This window comes from Pseudomonas sp. CFBP 8758 (assembly GCF_014841725.1).
Taxonomy (GTDB): Bacteria; Pseudomonadota; Gammaproteobacteria; order Pseudomonadales; family Pseudomonadaceae; genus Aquipseudomonas; species Aquipseudomonas baltica.
Map to the genome: position 1 here is coordinate 575,462 of NZ_JACYUK010000002.1, position 16,533 is coordinate 591,994.

A 16,533-nucleotide genomic window follows, 5' to 3' on the forward strand; every position below is an offset into this window, starting at 1 on the left:
ATGAGCGTCCTATGGGACAAATGATTACTCCCCATTCTATCGGTCATGACCAACCTATGCGACCCGGAATGTCTCTATCCGGGTCGTGGCCTCGCTTGTAAGCGACACCTTTCGTCAGGTGTTCAGCTTAGCTGTAATAACCTACCGTTGCTTTGACCTCCAAGTACTCGGTCAACGCATGCGGGCCGCCCTCCCGGCCATTCCCGGATTGCTTGTATCCCCCAAATGGAGCCATGACGTCCCAGTCCGGATAATTGATGAAAACCGATCCAGCCCGCAGTTTGCGGGCCACCAAGCGAGCGCGGTCGATATCAGAGGATTGAACGTATCCGGCCAATCCATAGTGACTGCTGTTCGCGATGGCAAGGGCTTCTTGTTCCGTGCTGTACGCGGAAATGACTAATACAGGCCCGAATATCTCCTCGCGAAGAATAGCCATCGACGACTTAGCGTCTGCGAAAACAGTCGGCTTCGCGTAGTAGCCTTTCGTGAGGCCGTTTGGTGTACCCACGCCGCCGGCGACAAGCCTGGCGCCTTCATCGATCCCACTCTGGATCAGCGCTTGCACCTTGTTGAGCTGCATTTCGCTCGCCAGCGGCCCTAGCTCAACTGACTCGTCTTGAGGGTCTCCCACGATCAGCGTATTGGCCGTCCTTGCGGCTACGTCCAGCGCCTGTTCATAAAAAGTCGCCGGCACCAACATATGGGTAGGTGCATCGCATGATTGGCCGCTGTTAGACATGCAGATGCGTACACCTGTCGAGACAGCAGTCTCGATATTGGCATCATCCAACACAATATTGGCGGATTTCCCACCTAGTTCCTGGGTAACCCGTTTGACCGTATCAGCAGCCGCTTTTGCCACCAAAATTCCGGCTCTTGTGGAGCCTGTAAAGGAAATCATGTCCACATTGGGGTGCCTAGATAGAGCCTCGCCCACGTTTGGGCCATCCCCATTCACTAGGTTGAACACACCATTAGGTAGCCCTGCTTCATGCAGAATCTCCGCAAATATGATTGCATCAAGAGGTGCTATTTCGCTTGGTTTGAGCACGATGGTGCACCCTGCAGCAATAGCAGGAATTACCTTGCAAATAATTTGATTCAGAGGCCAATTCCACGGGGTAATCAACGCGACTACGCCAATAGCCTCCTTAGTGACCTGGGTGGTTCCGTGCTGTTCCTCGAATGGGTAGTCTTCTAGGATCTTGATCATCGCTTCAATATGCGCGGAGCACGTGTAGGTCTGTGCTTCACGGGCGAAGGAGATAGGTGCCCCCATCTCCCTTGTTGTGATTTGAGCCACTTCCTCTCTGCGTTCGTTGAAGCCTTTGAGAATCCGCTGAAGCAGGTGGACTCGTTCCGACACTGAGGTGGTCGAAAACCCGTCAAACGCCGCCTTGGCTGCGGCAACAGCCTTGTCAACGTCAGCAGCCGTCCCCATAGCGATTTGGTCAAAAGCCTCTTCTGTGGATGGATCGATCACATCCAGGAAATTTGATTCCGTAGGAGCTACCCAGGCGCCATCGATATAAAATTTCTTTGTATTGCTCACTGCATTCCCCTTAATACTCTTATCGAACCAACATGCCAGCGGCTCGCTGGCATGCCTAAATTCAGATTTCTTGACGACCAATTGCCCGGTAGACCCCTGGTTTCGAAGATTTCAGTCTTATCCCGTAGATTGAGCCGAGGACGAGTGCGGCGAACAAGAATGCCAGCAGGATCATTGCTGTTTGCTCGCTACCAGTGAGAAGACCGATGTTGGACGTGGCCAGCCAAGCGGTGACGAGCAGTCCAAGCAATGCCAGCACCGGCGCAATCACGGACTGCCATTTAGACGCTGTGTGATCCACTCTCTTGAAAAATACCAATACGGCCACGGTCGTTAGGATTTGCAGGATCAAGAGGGTGTACCCCGCGATTCCAACCAGAGATGCATAGCCGCCGTAGGGTTCGATCTGAGAGATGACCACAGCTATTACGCTTGCCAGCGTAATTAACAGAACTGTCGCCGACGCTTTATAAGGGGAGCCATGACGCGGGTGCACCTTGGCAAAGGCCTTTGGGAATACGCCATCAACGCTCAATGAGTAGATGTAGCGGCCTAGAATGTTATGAATGGCCAAAACACAGGCAAAGATGCTTGTGGCCATCAACGTATGAACCACATCAACGCCCACCCGACCCAAATACATCTCGATCGCCAGCAAACCCGAATTTGACGGGTCGTTGATCGATTTTTGAAGCGCTTGCTCTGGCCCTAGCGCCCAGATAAACGCAGTGGTACCAGAGGCAAAAATAAAAGTCATAACGATAATGGCGATGTATGTAGCGCGGGGAACTGTCCTTTCCGGGTCGCGAGCTTCTTCACGAAAAACGGCTGTTGCCTCGAAGCCAGCAAAACAAGTCACGCCGAACAGGACAGCAAGGCCAATCGAGCCTGACGTAATGGCACTGGGGGTAAGCCATTCAAAACCAATACCACTCGCACCACCCTTGGTTACCACGCTCGCTTCCCATACGAAAACGACGATAATTTCCAACACTAGAGCAGCAGTCAGTACCTTCGCTGAAAGGCTAATGCGGTAATGACCCAAGATGCCAACGAGTAGCGCAATCAGCAGAGTCCACTGCCACCAGGGGAGGCTATCTATTCCGATCCATGACAGTGAAATGGAAGAAAAAATGACACCTGCGTACAGATAGGCACCCACCAACATGAACGTGTAGGCAAGGATCGCCATGAACGCGCTCCCTAGGCCGAGCGGACGTCCAAGACCAGCTGTGATGTAGGCGTAATAAGCACCAGCATTCGGTACGTGCCGCGCCATAGTCGTGAAACCCACAGCGAACAGGAGCATTAAAGCTCCCGCTGCCAGGTATGTCAGGGGCGCGCCCAGACCGTTGCCTGCACCGATGATGACGGGAATCAACCCAATGATGATCGTAAGCGGCGCGTTGTAGGCCAGAACAGTGAACACGATATCCATCGTGCCCAAATGCCCTTTCAATCGACGGTTTGTGTCTGTAGCGGTAGCAGGTGAACCCGCTGAATACGCCATTTTTTCGGAATAGCTCATACATCCCCCTTGCTGCTGCCAGAGCAATTGCTCAAATGACGATTGTGAAAAAACGGGCTGAGGCTCATGCCTTGTATGGCGGTCGTTTTTTCGTTTCGAATCTGCATGAAGTGCAGAGTCATTGGCAGAGAAGCTAAGGGTCGCCGCGTTCGGGATTTGGATGAGACATCCGGCCTGAAGGGCGTAATGCTGCTTGTTTTTACTCTACCGGCGCGATGATCGGGGCCAAGGTAGGTTGCTGTGCTCGCTTCGTCATGGGAGCGATTACTCCCACGCGATCGATGCCAGCGCTGTGTCTGGAGTCGGGGCATGCTTCACCTCTTGTTGTTGTGTTCAGCGTGTCGTTGCGTAGCCCATTTAAAATCTACGCCCACAAATATTTTTAGACAAGGCCTTTTGAGGTTGGTAACGTAATCCTCAGCGTCCGGCATGGGCTGCTAACAGTAAATGGCCTACTGAGACAAGAAAAATGGCCTTTTTTGTCGCTATCTGCCGCTAATTTGCTAACTCATGTGCCACGCCAGAACTCGGCGACGATCGGCTTTTTTTCAGCCTGGTCGTAGTGGGCAGACACGCGATGCCACGAATTTTCGTGGGACAACGAGACGTATAGGTGGGCGAAATGAGTACGAAATCGAGTGAGAGCTACGATTACATCGTGGTAGGTGCAGGCTCTGCAGGATGCGTTTTAGCCAGTCGACTTTCAGAAGATCCGGAAGTCAGAGTGTTGGTAATCGAAGCGGGTGGGCCCGATCGAAAGTGGGATTTCCGTATCCAGATGCCTGCTGCGCTCACCTATCCGCTCACTGGAAAGACCTATAACTGGCAATTTCTGACCGAACCAGTCGAGGCCCTAAATGGGCGCCGCGTACCCTATTTTCGAGGCAAGGTATTGGGCGGTTCGTCAACCATCAATGGCATGGTTTACATCCGCGGCAACGCCATGGACTACGATAACTGGGCGAAGGATCCAGAGCTTAAGCACTGGTCGTATGACCAATGCCTACCCTATTTCAAGCGCGCCGAATGCTACGACCAAGGGGAGAGTGAGTATCGGGGTGGAAGTGGGCCTCTTCATGTCACGAAAGGATTTGGTGCTAGCCCCCTCTACCAAGTCTTCATCGAAGCGGCTCAAGAAGCTGGGCATGCGCGCGTAAATGATCAAAATGCCTATCGTCAGGAAGGATTCGGTCGAATGGACATGACTGTCCATAAAGGCGTCCGAGAAAGCACCGCAAAGGCATACCTGCACCCAGCCATGGCGAGACCCAACCTGGAGGTAATTACCGGAGCACTGGTTCGCTCAGTCGCTTTTGAAGGTACGCGTGCGGTAGGGGTCAGTATTCTGAGCGAAGGTAAGGAGCAGATCGTTCGCTGTGATCGTGAGGTGATCCTTTGTGCGGGTGCAATCCAATCGCCGCAAATTCTAATGTTGTCCGGTGTTGGCCCCGCCGAAGAACTGACCAAACATGGGATCAAGGTTGTCTGTGACTCACCCGGTGTTGGGAAGAACCTGGGGGATCATATGGAATTCATCGTTGCCTATGACTGCACGAAACCTGTCTCGTATTATTCGGAATTGAAGCTTCACCGTCAGGCTGCAATCGGAGCCCAATGGCTTACTACGCACAAAGGGCTTGGTGCTTCCAACTTCTTCGAGGCGGGTGGGTTTTTGCGATCTTCTCCTGACAAGCCCTGGCCGGACGTGCAGCTCCATTTTGTCGGTGTTGCTGCTGAATACAGCGGACGCATGGCGGCAGAAGGGCACAGCTATCAAGTGCACTTGGGGCCCCAGCGTCCGCTGAGTCGAGGATGGGTCACATTGGCGTCAGCAGATCCTACGGCAGCACCACTTATCCAACCTAATTGGCTCACTCACGAGCAAGATTGGATCGATTCGCGCAATGCGATACGCGCGACCGTGGACATCATGGAGCAGGAAGCTTTCAAGCCCTACCGAGGCAAGCAACTGAAGCCCACAGCTGACATGATGACTGACAAGGGACTGGATGAATTCATCCGCGATCATGCCGAGTCGGGCTACCACTTCTGCGGAACCTGTAAAATGGGCAGCGGCCCCGAAGCTGTCGTCGATGGCCAACTGCGAGTTAAAGGTGTCCAAGGTCTAAGGGTTGTGGACGCTTCAATCATGCCGGAGGTGACCAATGGGAACACAAATGCTCCCACGATCATGATTGCCGAACGCGCTTCTGACATGATCCGGGGCCGGCAACAGCTACCTGCCAATAATGCGCCGGTATATAGGGCTCTGGTTGGAATCCCCTCAGCTGTAAAAACATACGCGTAAGATCTTCAGATCGAAAAAGGCTCCCACTCAACCCGGGAGCCTTCAGGTCTAAGAGCCATGGTATACCATTGCCTCTTTTCTACAGCCTTCGCCTGAGCCGTGCTTGCGGTTTTTTCTTAAATCAGCGACGCTTTTCTGTAGAAAAGTTGGTCTGCAGTGGTCAACTGATCCCGGACACTGAATTGAGTTTTCCTCAGCGACAGCAGGCGCTAGCCCTTCGTTGAACTGATGGGGTTTCCGCCAGTGGTGCCGTTCTACCAGGACCCAGCCGATATCCTGTTTAGCCAACGCGGCGCTCATGTAGCCCACCGTCGGTATCCATTCGGTTTTCAGGCTGCAAAATAGCCGCTCCATCGGCCCATAATTATCGCAGTTGCCGCGTCGACACATGCTCCGAGTGAAGCGGTGTCGCCACAGTCTCTGACGGAAACTTCGGGTGTCGTACTGGCTGCCTTGGTCGCTTTGCAATAACACGTTTTGCCGCCTGCCGCGCTGCTCGTATGCCATGTCCAGTGCCTTGATTACCAGATCGGTGTCGGGCTCGGCTGAGAACGCCCAACCCACAACTTAGAGAACATAAAGGTCGATGACCGCTGCCAGCTAGTGCCATCAATCTTAGGCCCAGACGTACCTAATGCCACCGCACCAGACCTTGTTGGGCGATGCCACGCTGGACCCTCGATCAAGAACGTTAGCAATATCAGGTCGCTCCACGGTGGACTTTTTGTAGGCATGTTAGCCCGGCTTTTGCTGATCAAGTTCATCTCGCACATCAACTTACGTACGTCGAATCGCCCAATCTACATGCCGTCCTCTTTCATCATTAGCACGATGGTCCGGCTGCCCCCAGCGCCCCTGCTTTGCGTAAACAGCGCACTAACGCGGCTGCAGATAACCACACGTTCAGCGTCCGAATATCGACGTTTTCGGCAGTACGCGTAGTAACACGATCGGGTGACTTCAGATACCGAGCACAACAGATCAACCGGCTTCTCGGAGCGAAGCTGATCGACTGACGCGAGCGCTCGTGTCAATCGGCCATCAAGAGCGAATAGTCTTTTTTAAAATCGATTATTTCCGTTCAATGCGGTTGATCCGGGCTTCCAGTTCCTGGATTCCCTGCTGCTCGGATGTTAGCGCTTGGCTGGTCGGCTTGACGCCACCTCGCTCCTGCTGAAGCAGGTTGGCCCACCGGCGCAGGGCCTACGCAACCAGTCCAAGCGACTGCGATGCATCAGTGTGCTCAAGGGCCATCGAAATGGGCATCAGATCTCGTCAGAAATACCTCTTCTTCTAGCTATCCCACAGCTGAGCAATCAAGACAGCACAGCCGGAGTCACCCACTTGGCTCATCAAACGCAACCCAGGTTGTGATCCCCCTCCCTTCCAGTTAACCTCCCCACCGTCGCTGCATATTCAGTGACCCAGGCTTGGCGGCCTGAGAGATACGGCGTAAAGCGCCGCCTCACCCATCGCGGCTTTTTTATGCCCGCGATGTCGTGTTATGGCGAGTTGCGCAGGGACCTCTTCGGAGGTGCCGGTTCGTATCCCGGTCCGCCAACCTTGTGCAATTCGCCACCCTTCCTGCTTGGCGGCAGAGGGTGTCGATTCCTCACTCGATACGGATCATCACACCATGACTACTTTGCATAACTGCAAAACCTTGGGTATCACTTCGTTCGCCCGGTGCGGCGACGGCTCGCACACGTTATTTCTGGTCAACTCCAATGTCCCCGCCGATGTGGCGCTCGAATATGCAGCGATGCTGCAAGCGAGCGTTAATCAGGCGCTGCTGGAGGCAGTGGAGGGGGATACGGGGACTGCGCTGCTGTGGCCGGCTTTGTATTTAGGTGAGATGGCAAAGGCGATCATTGATGATCTGGCTGAGGGGGCGAAGGCGGTGGGCTAGGCTTGAGGCTATCGCTTTCAGGCTTTCGTCAGGAATGTCTGAATCCTGAGGGGATGAGCATGGCTCAATGTCGGAGGTGGCTTATTCGCGGGCAGAGCCCGCTCCCACAGGAGCTGCGGCATCCCGTAGGAGCGGTCATTGGCCGCGAAGGGCGCACCGTGTGGTACCTGACACACCGCGGTGCGCCCTTCGCGGCCACGGACCGCTCCTACGAACGGGGTTGCGTTCAGTGCGGACCGGTCACTGCGGTCAACCCGCCGCGCAGATCGGCGCCGCTGGGCTTCTGGTAGACGCTCAGGCCAAACTCCGGCAGCACGGCCAGCAGGTAATCGAAGATATCGCCCTGAATCCGTTCGTACTCCGCCCACGCCGTGGTGCGGGTGAAGCAGTAGATTTCCAGCGGCACGCCCTCGGCGGTGGCTTCCATCTGACGGACCATGCAGGTCATGTTCGGCTGGATGTCCGGGTGGGCGTTGAGATACGCCAGCGCGTAGGCGCGGAAAGTCCCCAGGTTGGTCATGCGCCGCTGGTTGGCCGACAGTTCCGCGACCTCGCCCTGCGCCGCGTTCCACGCCTTGAGTTCGGCCTGCTTGCTGCTGACGTAGCCGCTGAGCAGGCGAATCTGGGTCAGGCGCAATTGCTCCTGTTCGTCGAGAAAGCGTATGCCGCTGGCGTCGATGTGCAGGCTGCGCTTGATGCGCCGTCCGCCGGACTGCTGCATGCCGCGCCAGTTCTTGAACGACTCGCTCATCAGCCGCCAGGTGGGGATGGAGACGATGGTCTTGTCGAAGTTCTGGATCTTCACGGTGTGCAGGGTGATGTCGACGACGTCGCCGTCGGCGCCCACCTGGGGCATCTCGATCCAGTCGCCGACGCGCAGCATGTCGTTGCTGGTCAACTGCACGCTGGCCACGAACGACAGCAGGGTGTCCTTGTAGACCAGCAGGATGACCGCCGACATGGCGCCCAGCCCGGACAGCAGCAACAGCGGCGAGCGGTCGATCAACGTGGCGACGATGATGATGGCACCAAAGATGTACAGGATCATCTTGGCCAGTTGCACGTAGCCCTTGATCGAGCGGGTGCGGGCGTGCTCGGTGCGCGCATAGATGTCGATCAGTGCATTGAGCAGGGCCCCCAGGGCCAGCACCAGGAACAGGATGGTGAAGCCCAGCGCGATGTTGCCGATGACGTGCTTGCTGTTGTCGCTCAGCACCGGGATCAGGCCCAGACTGAACTGCACCACCAGCGACGGCGTCATTTGCGCCAGGCGATGGAAGACCTTGTTGTGCAAAAAGTCGTTGAGCCAGTGCAGCGATGGCCGGCGACTGAGCAGCTTGACCGCGTGCAGGGTAAGGAAGCGCGCCAATCGGCCCAGGGCGAAGGCGGCGATCAGCAGCAGGAACAGTGACACACCGGCCTGCAGGACCGGCTGGTCGTCCAGGCCAGTGATGAACGTGACGGTTTGGTGCAAGAGCGATTCGATGTTCATGGGGTGGCGTGCAGCTCCCGGATTGAAAAGGGGCGGGGATTAAAGCCCATCGAGTGGGGCAATCGCCACGCCTGGAAAGATTTGCACGCAATTTACCGACTTACGGGTAAAGAAATTCGGCTAATCGTGCGCAAACCGGTACCCTATGCAGTCGAATTTATGTACTCCGTCGAGGTAACACCCGTGTTTTCCCAATTCGCCCTGCATGAACGCCTGCTCAAAGCCGTCGCCGAGCTGAAATTTGTCGAGCCGACGCCGGTGCAGCTGGCCGCCATTCCCCTGGCATTGCAAGGGCGCGACCTGCGGGTGACGGCGCAAACCGGCAGCGGCAAGACTGCCGCATTCGTCCTGCCGATTCTCAACCGCCTGATGGGCCCGGCCAAGGTGCGCGTCGACATTCGCGTGGTGATCCTGTTGCCGACCCGCGAACTGGCCCAGCAAACTTTGAAGGAAGTGGAGCGCTTCAGCCAGTTCACCTTCATCAAGGCGGGCCTGATCACCGGCGGTGAAGACTTCAAGGTGCAGGCCGCCATGCTGCGCAAGGTACCGGATATCCTCATCGGCACCCCTGGCCGCCTGCTGGAACAGCTCAACGCCGGCAACCTGGACCTCAAGAAGGTCGAGGTGCTGGTGCTCGACGAAGCCGACCGCATGCTCGACATGGGCTTCTCCGAAGACGTGACGCGCCTGAGCGACGAGTGCGGCCAGCGTGAACAGACCCTGCTGTTCTCGGCCACCACCGGCGGTGCCGGGCTGCGCGACATGATCGGCAAGGTGTTGAAGGATCCCGAGCATCTGCTGATCAACAACGTCAGCCAGTTGGCCGAGGGCACTCGCCAGCAGATCGTCACCGCCGACCACAACGTCCACAAAGAGCAGATCCTCAACTGGCTGCTGGCCAACGAGACGTACCAGAAGGCAATCGTCTTCACCAACACCCGGGCCATGGCCGACCGTATCTATGGGCGCCTCGTGGCGCAGGAATACAAGGCGTTCGTGCTGCACGGCGACAAGGACCAGAAGGACCGCAAGCTGGCCATCGATCGCCTCAAGCAGGGCGGCGTGAAAATCCTCGTGGCTACCGATGTGGCGGCCCGCGGCCTGGACGTCGACGGCCTGGACCTGGTGGTCAACTTCGACATGCCGCGCAGTGGCGATGACTACGTGCACCGCATCGGCCGGACTGGCCGCGCCGGCAACGAAGGCCTGGCGATCTCGCTGATCTGCCACGGTGACTGGAACTTGATGTCCAGCATCGAGCGCTACCTCAAACAGACCTTCGAGCGCCGGGTGATCAAGGAAGTCAAAGGTACCTACGGCGGACCGAAGAAGGTCAAGGCGTCGGGCAAGGCGGTCGGCGTGAAGAAGAAAAAGACCGACAAAGACAAGAAGGGCGACAAGAAAAGCGTTGCCAAGGGCCCGACCAAGCGCAAGAGCGTCAACCGTCCCAAGGCCGATGCACCGGCGTTGGTAAGCCAGGACGGGCTGGCGCCGCTCAAGCGTCGCAAGCCGGCTGTCAGCGAGTAAACTGCCCCAGGCAGGCTGGCCTCCCGGCGGAGGCCAGACCTGCCAAAACACCCCGCAAAGCTGTCTTCGCGCAACTCCCCCTCACCCACCCGGTCCCATACCTGGCAAGCCCTTTCACTCATGTGTTGGAGGTTCTTCCGGATGACCACTTACGACTGGCAGTTGATCGAACGGCTGTTGCACGAAGTGCAGAACGGCGCCAATCAGGATTTCACCCCGCACCGCTATGCCCAGGACCACGCCGATGCAGCCACCGCTCAGGGTGACACGCCTGCTGCTGTCGACCAGTTGCAAACCCAGGCCCGCGACTATGAGAAGCTGTTGCTGGAGCGCGGGTTCATCGAGCAGCGTCCTGACAGCGAAGGTGGCACGGGCCGCAACTTTCAGTTGACCATGCGGGGTTCCAGCCTGTTGAGCCTGCTCGACAGCAGCATCCCCGACAACGATCACGGGCTGGAAGTACTCGACGAGCAGGACGATGCGCTGGACCCGGCTACCTTCGATGAGTTGGCCAGTAAACCGCAGATTGTCTGAGCCTTTGGCATGGCTTGAAACCGTGTTGCTCTCTTCGCGGCCGCTGACCGCTCCTACAAGGGGGGAATGCGGTGTGCCTGATGTAGGAGCGGTCAGCGGCCGCGAAGCAGGCGACGTGGTGTGCCTGTGTGAGCGCAACCTTCCGCCGCGTAAGCCTTGTGACGCGTGGCTTGTTACACTGGCGATTCCTCATTGCCTGAAGGCATCGTCATGTCGTGGTCAATTCGCCGATGAGCATCGAACGCCGTCAACCCGATGGATTCGCGCTCAAGGTCATGCTCGGGTTGTGCCTGATCTGGGGTATCCAGCAGGTCACCATAAAATGGGCCGCGCCCGATATCGCCCCGGTGATGCAGGCGGCCATGCGCTCGGGCATTTCCGCGGTCCTGGTGGCCGCACTGATGTGCTGGCGCGGGGGCTGGGCGCACATGCCCTACACCTGGCGCGCCGGGCTGCTGGCCGGCTCACTGTTCGGGCTGGAATTCTTGTTCATCGCCGAGGGCCTGAAGCTGACCTCGGCAGCGCACATGTCGGTCTTTCTCTACACCGCCCCGGTGTTCACGGCGCTTGGCTTGCACGCCCTGCTACCCGGAGAGCGCCTGCGGCCCCTGCAATGGTTGGGCATTGCCCTGGCGTTCAGCGGTATCGCCTTCGCTTTCGCCGGCGGAATTTCCTGGCAACATCTGGACCGACGCATGCTGCTGGGTGATGCACTGGGCGTGATGGCAGGCTTGTGCTGGGGCGCGACCACGGTGGTGGTGCGCACCTCGCGCCTCTCCGAAGCACCCGTGACGCTGACGCTGTTCTACCAGCTGATCGTCTGCGTGATCGGATTGTTGCTTATCGCCCTGGCCACGGGGCAGTTCACGCAGGTCAGTTTTACCCCGGTCGGCATCGCCAGCGTATTGTTCCAAGGGGTGGTGGTGTCTTTCGCCAGCTTCCTGATCTGGTTTTGGCTGCTGCGACGCTACCTGGCGTCCAATCTGGCCGTGTTCTCGTTCATGACCCCGCTGTTCGGCGTGACGTTCGGTGTGCTGCTGCTGGGCGAACCGCTGAGCGTGAATTTCATTCTGGGCGCGCTGTTCGTACTGCTGGGCATCACCTTGGTCAGCGCCGAGCAGTGGGTGCGCCGACGATTACGAACGTGGATAAGGTAATGAATTACTTGCCTGGCAGATGATCAATACGTAGGACTGCGACTTTTCGACACAAGTGCGTGAATGCATCCTACGTCGCTTAGCGCTATGATCGAACAGAAGCGACGGACCATGACCGTCGTTCGGGCTTTTCCCTGAAGGGGGGCGATATGAACGGTAACTTGTACAACTGGCTCCACGATCTGGCTGTCGCACTGGGGCTGGTGCCGCCGCCACCACAGCCTGTGCCTATCCCGGCCGACAACCACCGGCCTCGGCAGCGCCCTCGGCGCTGAGCCCTCCGGGCCCGTCGCGCGCCATGCAAAACGCCCCTTACGGGGCGTTTTTCGTTGCTGACAGCGCTCAAGCCGCCTGGGTATTGGCCCGGCTGGCGTCGACTTTCGCCAGGTAAGCATCCAGGCGAAGCGCGGCCGCATCATCGACGAACAGCCCCAGCTTGCTGCGACGCCACAGCACGTCTTCGCTGCGGGTGGCCCATTCCTGCTCGTACAGGTAATCGACTTCGCGGCTGAACAGCCCCGTGCCCAATTCCTCGCCCAGATCGGCTACCGACTGTGCACCTTCGATCAAACGCCAGCTGCGGCTGCCGTAGCTGACCGCCCAACGCTCGGCCAGGCCGTTTGGCAGCCAGGGAGCTTTCACCCGCATGTCCTGAGCCAGGGCCTGCGGCGTGCTCATGTCTTCGCCACCGGGCAGGGCACTGGTCGCCGTCCAGCTACCGCGCATCTGCGCGAAGAATGGCTTCAACTGAGCCATGGCCGACTCGGCCAGCTTACGGTAAGTGGTCAACTTGCCGCCGAACACCGAAAGGATCGGCGCCTCGCCCTGGCCGCCGCTGAGCGACAGGGTGTAGTCGCGGGTGATGGCCGATGGGTTGTCCGACTCGTCGTTGCACAGCGGGCGAACGCCCGAATAGGTGCGCACCACATCGCTGCGGCTGACCTGTTTCTTGAAGTGGGCGTTCACCACCTTGAGAATGTAGTCGGCCTCGGCGTCGGTGATCTCCACCTTGGACGGGTCGCCTGTGTATTCACGGTCGGTGGTGCCCAGGATGGTGAAGCGATCCAGGTACGGGATGGTGAAGACGATGCGCTGGTCTTCGTTCTGCAGGATGTGCGCCTGCTCGCCTTCGTACAGGCGTGGCACGATCAGGTGGCTGCCCTGGATCAGGCGGATGCCGTATGGGGATTGCAACTGCAGGTCGTCACGAATGAACTTCGCTACCCAGGGCCCGGCCGCATTGACCAGCGCGCGCGCCTTGAGGGTGAACGTGCTGCCGTCCTCACGCTGCAGATTGACCTTCCACACACCGTCTACACGCTTCGCGTCGACACAGCGGGTGCGGGTATGGATGTGTGCGCCTTTTTCTCGCGCTGCCATGGCGTTGAGTACCACCAGGCGAGCGTCGTCGACCCAGCAGTCGGAATATTCGAAACCGCGGGTGATTTCCGGCTTCAACGCACTGTCGGCGCCGAAGCGCAGGCTGCGCGAGCCTGGCAGCTTTTCTCGCTTGCCCAGGTTGTCGTAGAGGAACAGCCCGGCGCGGATCATCCAGGCAGGACGCAGATGGGGCCGATGCGGCAGGACGAAACGCATGGGCTTGACGATGTGCGGAGCCTTGGCGAGCAACACTTCGCGTTCGGCCAGTGCTTCGCGTACCAGGCGAAATTCGTGGTGTTCCAGATAACGCAGGCCGCCGTGGATCAGCTTGCTGCTGGCCGAAGAGGTGTGGCTGGCCAGGTCGTCCTTCTCGCAGAGAAACACGGAAAGCCCACGCCCGGCAGCGTCGGCGGCAATCCCCACGCCATTGATGCCACCACCGATCACGGCGACGTCGTAGATTTCAGCCAGCGGTTGGCGGGGCAAGGTCGAATGGGGCATGGCAGCCTCCTGCGTTTATCAAGGAGCGTTCGAATGAGTGCTTTGAATTCGAACATCAATGTTCAATTTCGAAAATACTAGCCCAATACGAAGGGCTTAGCCAGTCGAAGATGATTGAAATTGTTGATCGAAGGGGGGCAAAGCGAAGAAATACGAACATCACAGGCGAAGCTGATGCGCCGTGGGCGGTGCCAGGTGGGGATTGCGGACGGGCAGGGCGGCTTGCGCCGCTGCCACAGGGTCAGACGATCTCGAGGCGGATCTTGTGTTGCTGCAGCAATTGCAGCAAGGCGGGCACGGGCGGTTGGTCGGTGACCAGGCAATCGATCAGGCTGATCGGGCCCAGGCGGACCATGGCATTGCGGCCGAACTTGCTCGAGTCGGCGGCCAGAATGACTTGGCGCGCATTGGCGATGATCGCCTGGCTGACGCGAACTTCCTGATAGTCGAAGTCCAGCAGGCTGCCGTCTTCGTCGATACCACTGATGCCGACCAGGGCGAAGTCGACCTTGAACTGGGTGATGAAGTCGATACTCGCCTGGCCCACCACGCCGCCGTCACGGCGTACGTTGCCGCCGGCCAGCAGTACGTCGAAGTCGTCCTTGCCGCTGAGGATCGAGGCCACGTGCAGATTGTTGGTGATGATCTTCAGGTGGCTGTGGTTGAGCAGGGCGCGGGCGATGGATTCGGTGGTGGTGCCGATATTGATGAACAGCGAGGCGTGGTCGGGGATCTGGGCGGCAATCGCCTCGGCGATGCGCTGTTTCTCGTCGCGCATCTGGTCGGCACGCATGGCGTAGGCCGTGTTTTCGATGCTCGAATCGTAGGCGGCGCCACCGTGATAGCGACGCAGCAGATTGACCTCGGCCAGCTGGTTGATGTCACGCCGGATGGTTTGCGGCGTCACGACGAACAGTTGGGCCATTTCCTCGATGCTGACATAGCCGCGTTCGCGTACCAGTTCGAGGATCTGCTGTTGGCGGGGAGGCAGGTTCATGGGGCTTCCTTTGGCTGCCATGCAAAAGCATGCATGATGCCGCAGGAACGGGCCCCATCGCCAGAAGTGATTCCATGGACCGCACTTGCGCAGGCCGGAACCGCCCGGTCTGCGCGTTCACTCGGTCACTGCTCTTCGTGCGGTTCCCAGTCACGGGTGCGTTCAACGGCCTTTTTCCAGCCGGCGTAGAGTTTTTCCTTGCCGGTTTCGTCGAGCAGAGGCTCGAAGGTACGCTCGATCACGGCCTTGCCGCGCAACTCATCCAGGCTGCCCCAGAAGCCGCACGCCAGGCCCGCCAGATAGGCGGCACCCAAGGCCGTGGTTTCGCGCATCTGCGGACGCTCCACCGGAGTGCCGAGAATGTCGGCCTGGAACTGCATGAGGAAGTTGTTGGCCACCGCGCCGCCGTCCACGCGCAGGGCGCTCAGGCGCTCGCCGGAATCCTGTTGCATGGCGTCGAGCACGTCGCGGGTCTGGTAGGCAATCGATTCGAGCGCCGCGCGAATGATGTGGTCGACGCGCACGCCGCGGGTCAGGCCGAACAGCGCGCCACGGGCATAGGGGTCCCAGTAGGGCGCGCCCAGGCCGGTGAACGCCGGCACCAGGTAGACACCATTGGTGTTCTTCACCTTGCTGGCGAAATATTCGGTGTCGTAGGCGTCGTTGACGATCTTCAGTTCGTCACGCAGCCACTGCACGGTCGAGCCACCGTTGAACACGGCGCCTTCCAAGGCGTAGGCGACTTCGCCACGCGGGCCGCAGCCGATGGTGGTGAGCATCCCGTGCTGCGACGTGACGGCCTTCTTGCCAGTGTTCATCAGTAGGAAGCAGCCGGTGCCATAGGTGTTCTTGGCCTGGCCAGGCTCGACGCACATCTGGCCGAACAAGGCGGCCTGCTGGTCGCCGGCGATCCCGGCAATGGCGATGCCGCTCTTGGTATGGCCGTAGATTTCCGACGACGACTTGACCTCTGGAAGCATCTCGCGCGGGATGTCCAGGGTCTGCAGCATCTTCTCGTCCCACTCCAGGGTGTGGATGTTGAAGAGCATGGTGCGCGAGGCGTTGGTGTAGTCGGTGACGTGCACCTTGCCGCCGGTGAATTTCCAGATCAGCCAGCTATCGACGGTGCCGAACAGCAGCTCGCCGTTGCGTGCGCGCTCGCGGCTGCCTTCGACGTTGTCGAGGATCCATTTCAGCTTGGTGCCGGAAAAGTACGGGTCGACCACCAGGCCGGTGGTCTGCTTGATGTAGTCTTCCAGGCCGTCGCGCTTGAGCTGCTGGCAGATCTCGGTGCTGCGTCGGCACTGCCAGACCACGGCATTGTAGATCGGGCGACCGCTGTTCTTGTCCCACACTACGGTGGTTTCACGCTGGTTGGTGATGCCGATGGCCGCAACCTGGGCGTGGCTCAGCCCGGCCTGGGCCAAGGCCTCGACCATGGTCGCGCTCTGGGTGGCGAAGATTTCCATCGGGTCGTGCTCGACCCAGCCGGCCTGCGGATAGTGCTGGACGAATTCGCGCTGCGAGGTGCCGACGACATTGGCGTCGCGGTCGAAAATGATCGCCCGGGAGCTGGTGGTACCTTGGTCCAGGGCAATGATGTAGTTCTTGTTGTCGGTATCGGTCATGTCGATGGCCTTGCGCA

The 16,533-nt window shown here is 58.7% G+C and carries 12 protein-coding genes and 1 pseudogene; 6 read left to right on the forward strand and 7 right to left on the reverse strand.

The features are described 5' to 3' along the window. Window positions 1–127 precede the first annotated feature (127 nt). Both IFT75_RS06445 and IFT75_RS06450 read right to left on the reverse strand, forming a co-directional pair. Entirely contained in the window at window positions 128–1,555 is a 1,428-nt protein-coding gene (locus IFT75_RS06445) for an aldehyde dehydrogenase family protein (protein ID WP_192053863.1), read from the reverse strand. Between the two features lie 61 nt (window positions 1,556–1,616). After that, window positions 1,617–3,083 (reverse strand): APC family permease, encoded by a 1,467-nt coding sequence (locus tag IFT75_RS06450; protein ID WP_244652705.1) that lies wholly within the window; start codon window positions 3,081–3,083, stop codon window positions 1,617–1,619. Window positions 3,084–3,705: 622 nt separating this feature from the next. Between IFT75_RS06450 and betA the strand changes: the two genes are divergently transcribed. Beyond that, window positions 3,706–5,391 carry a choline dehydrogenase gene (gene betA, locus IFT75_RS06455; RefSeq protein WP_192053865.1) on the forward strand — a complete coding sequence of 562 codons (1,686 nt, stop codon included), beginning with the start codon at window positions 3,706–3,708 and terminating at the stop codon, window positions 5,389–5,391. A gap of 160 nt (window positions 5,392–5,551) precedes the next feature. Here betA and IFT75_RS21395 read toward each other — a convergent pair. Then, a pseudogene (locus IFT75_RS21395) lies at window positions 5,552–6,657 on the reverse strand (IS3 family transposase). Between the two features lie 370 nt (window positions 6,658–7,027). Between IFT75_RS21395 and IFT75_RS06465 the strand changes: the two are divergent. Continuing rightward, complete coding sequence (locus tag IFT75_RS06465; RefSeq protein WP_192053867.1) at window positions 7,028–7,300, forward strand: DUF3077 domain-containing protein; 273 nt, start codon at window positions 7,028–7,030, stop codon at window positions 7,298–7,300. 226 nt (window positions 7,301–7,526) lie between these two features. Here the strand turns inward: IFT75_RS06465 and IFT75_RS06470 are convergent, their stop codons facing one another. Beyond that, the gene (locus IFT75_RS06470) at window positions 7,527–8,792 is read right to left on the reverse strand and encodes a mechanosensitive ion channel family protein (protein ID WP_192053869.1); all 1,266 of its coding nucleotides are present in this window, start codon (window positions 8,790–8,792) and stop codon (window positions 7,527–7,529) included. 183 nt (window positions 8,793–8,975) lie between these two features. On the opposite strand from IFT75_RS06470, the gene IFT75_RS06475 reads away from it, so the two are divergent. The 4 genes from IFT75_RS06475 (at window position 8,976) to IFT75_RS21525 (ending at window position 12,285) form a co-directional block, all read left to right on the forward strand. After that, a complete protein-coding gene (locus IFT75_RS06475; protein WP_163007604.1) occupies window positions 8,976–10,319 on the forward strand; it encodes a DEAD/DEAH box helicase in 1,344 nt (447 codons plus the stop codon). A 141-nt stretch (window positions 10,320–10,460) separates the two neighbouring features. Next, window positions 10,461–10,853, forward strand: coding sequence for a transcriptional regulator (locus IFT75_RS06480; protein ID WP_185793888.1), 393 nt, complete (start codon window positions 10,461–10,463; stop codon window positions 10,851–10,853). A 230-nt stretch (window positions 10,854–11,083) separates the two neighbouring features. Next, on the forward strand, window positions 11,084–12,010 hold the full coding sequence (locus tag IFT75_RS06485; RefSeq protein ID WP_122479219.1) for a DMT family transporter: 927 nt from the start codon (window positions 11,084–11,086) through the stop codon (window positions 12,008–12,010). A gap of 149 nt (window positions 12,011–12,159) precedes the next feature. After that, a complete protein-coding gene (locus tag IFT75_RS21525) occupies window positions 12,160–12,285 on the forward strand; it encodes a PA1414 family protein (RefSeq protein WP_286916280.1) in 126 nt (41 codons plus the stop codon). Window positions 12,286–12,352: 67 nt separating this feature from the next. Here the strand turns inward: IFT75_RS21525 and glpD are convergent, their stop codons facing one another. The 3 genes from glpD to glpK form a co-directional block, all read right to left on the reverse strand. Further along, a complete protein-coding gene (glpD, locus tag IFT75_RS06490; protein ID WP_192053871.1) occupies window positions 12,353–13,891 on the reverse strand; it encodes a glycerol-3-phosphate dehydrogenase in 1,539 nt (512 codons plus the stop codon). Between the two features lie 241 nt (window positions 13,892–14,132). After that, window positions 14,133–14,888, reverse strand: a complete 756-nt coding sequence (locus IFT75_RS06495) for a DeoR/GlpR family transcriptional regulator (protein ID WP_043187404.1) — start codon at window positions 14,886–14,888, stop codon at window positions 14,133–14,135. 125 nt (window positions 14,889–15,013) lie between these two features. Next, complete coding sequence (glpK, locus tag IFT75_RS06500; protein ID WP_122479712.1) at window positions 15,014–16,516, reverse strand: glycerol kinase GlpK; 1,503 nt, start codon at window positions 16,514–16,516, stop codon at window positions 15,014–15,016. Window positions 16,517–16,533: the final 17 nt, after the last annotated feature.

Excerpts from the sequence above, each read along its gene's own strand:
- IFT75_RS06450 (WP_244652705.1), bottom strand. The coding sequence starts at position 3,083 with ATGAGCTATTCCGAAAAAATGGCGTATTCAGCGGGTTCACCTGCTACC.
- betA (WP_192053865.1), top strand. The coding sequence starts at position 3,706 with ATGAGTACGAAATCGAGTGAGAGCTACGATTACATCGTGGTAGGTGCA.
- IFT75_RS06465 (WP_192053867.1), top strand. The coding sequence starts at position 7,028 with ATGACTACTTTGCATAACTGCAAAACCTTGGGTATCACTTCGTTCGCC.
- IFT75_RS06470 (WP_192053869.1), bottom strand. The coding sequence starts at position 8,792 with ATGAACATCGAATCGCTCTTGCACCAAACCGTCACGTTCATCACTGGC.
- IFT75_RS06480 (WP_185793888.1), top strand. The coding sequence starts at position 10,461 with ATGACCACTTACGACTGGCAGTTGATCGAACGGCTGTTGCACGAAGTG.
- IFT75_RS06485 (WP_122479219.1), top strand. The coding sequence starts at position 11,084 with ATGAGCATCGAACGCCGTCAACCCGATGGATTCGCGCTCAAGGTCATG.
- IFT75_RS21525 (WP_286916280.1), top strand. The coding sequence starts at position 12,160 with ATGAACGGTAACTTGTACAACTGGCTCCACGATCTGGCTGTCGCACTG.
- glpD (WP_192053871.1), bottom strand. The coding sequence starts at position 13,891 with ATGCCCCATTCGACCTTGCCCCGCCAACCGCTGGCTGAAATCTACGAC.
- IFT75_RS06495 (WP_043187404.1), bottom strand. The coding sequence starts at position 14,888 with ATGAACCTGCCTCCCCGCCAACAGCAGATCCTCGAACTGGTACGCGAA.
- glpK (WP_122479712.1), bottom strand. The coding sequence starts at position 16,516 with ATGACCGATACCGACAACAAGAACTACATCATTGCCCTGGACCAAGGT.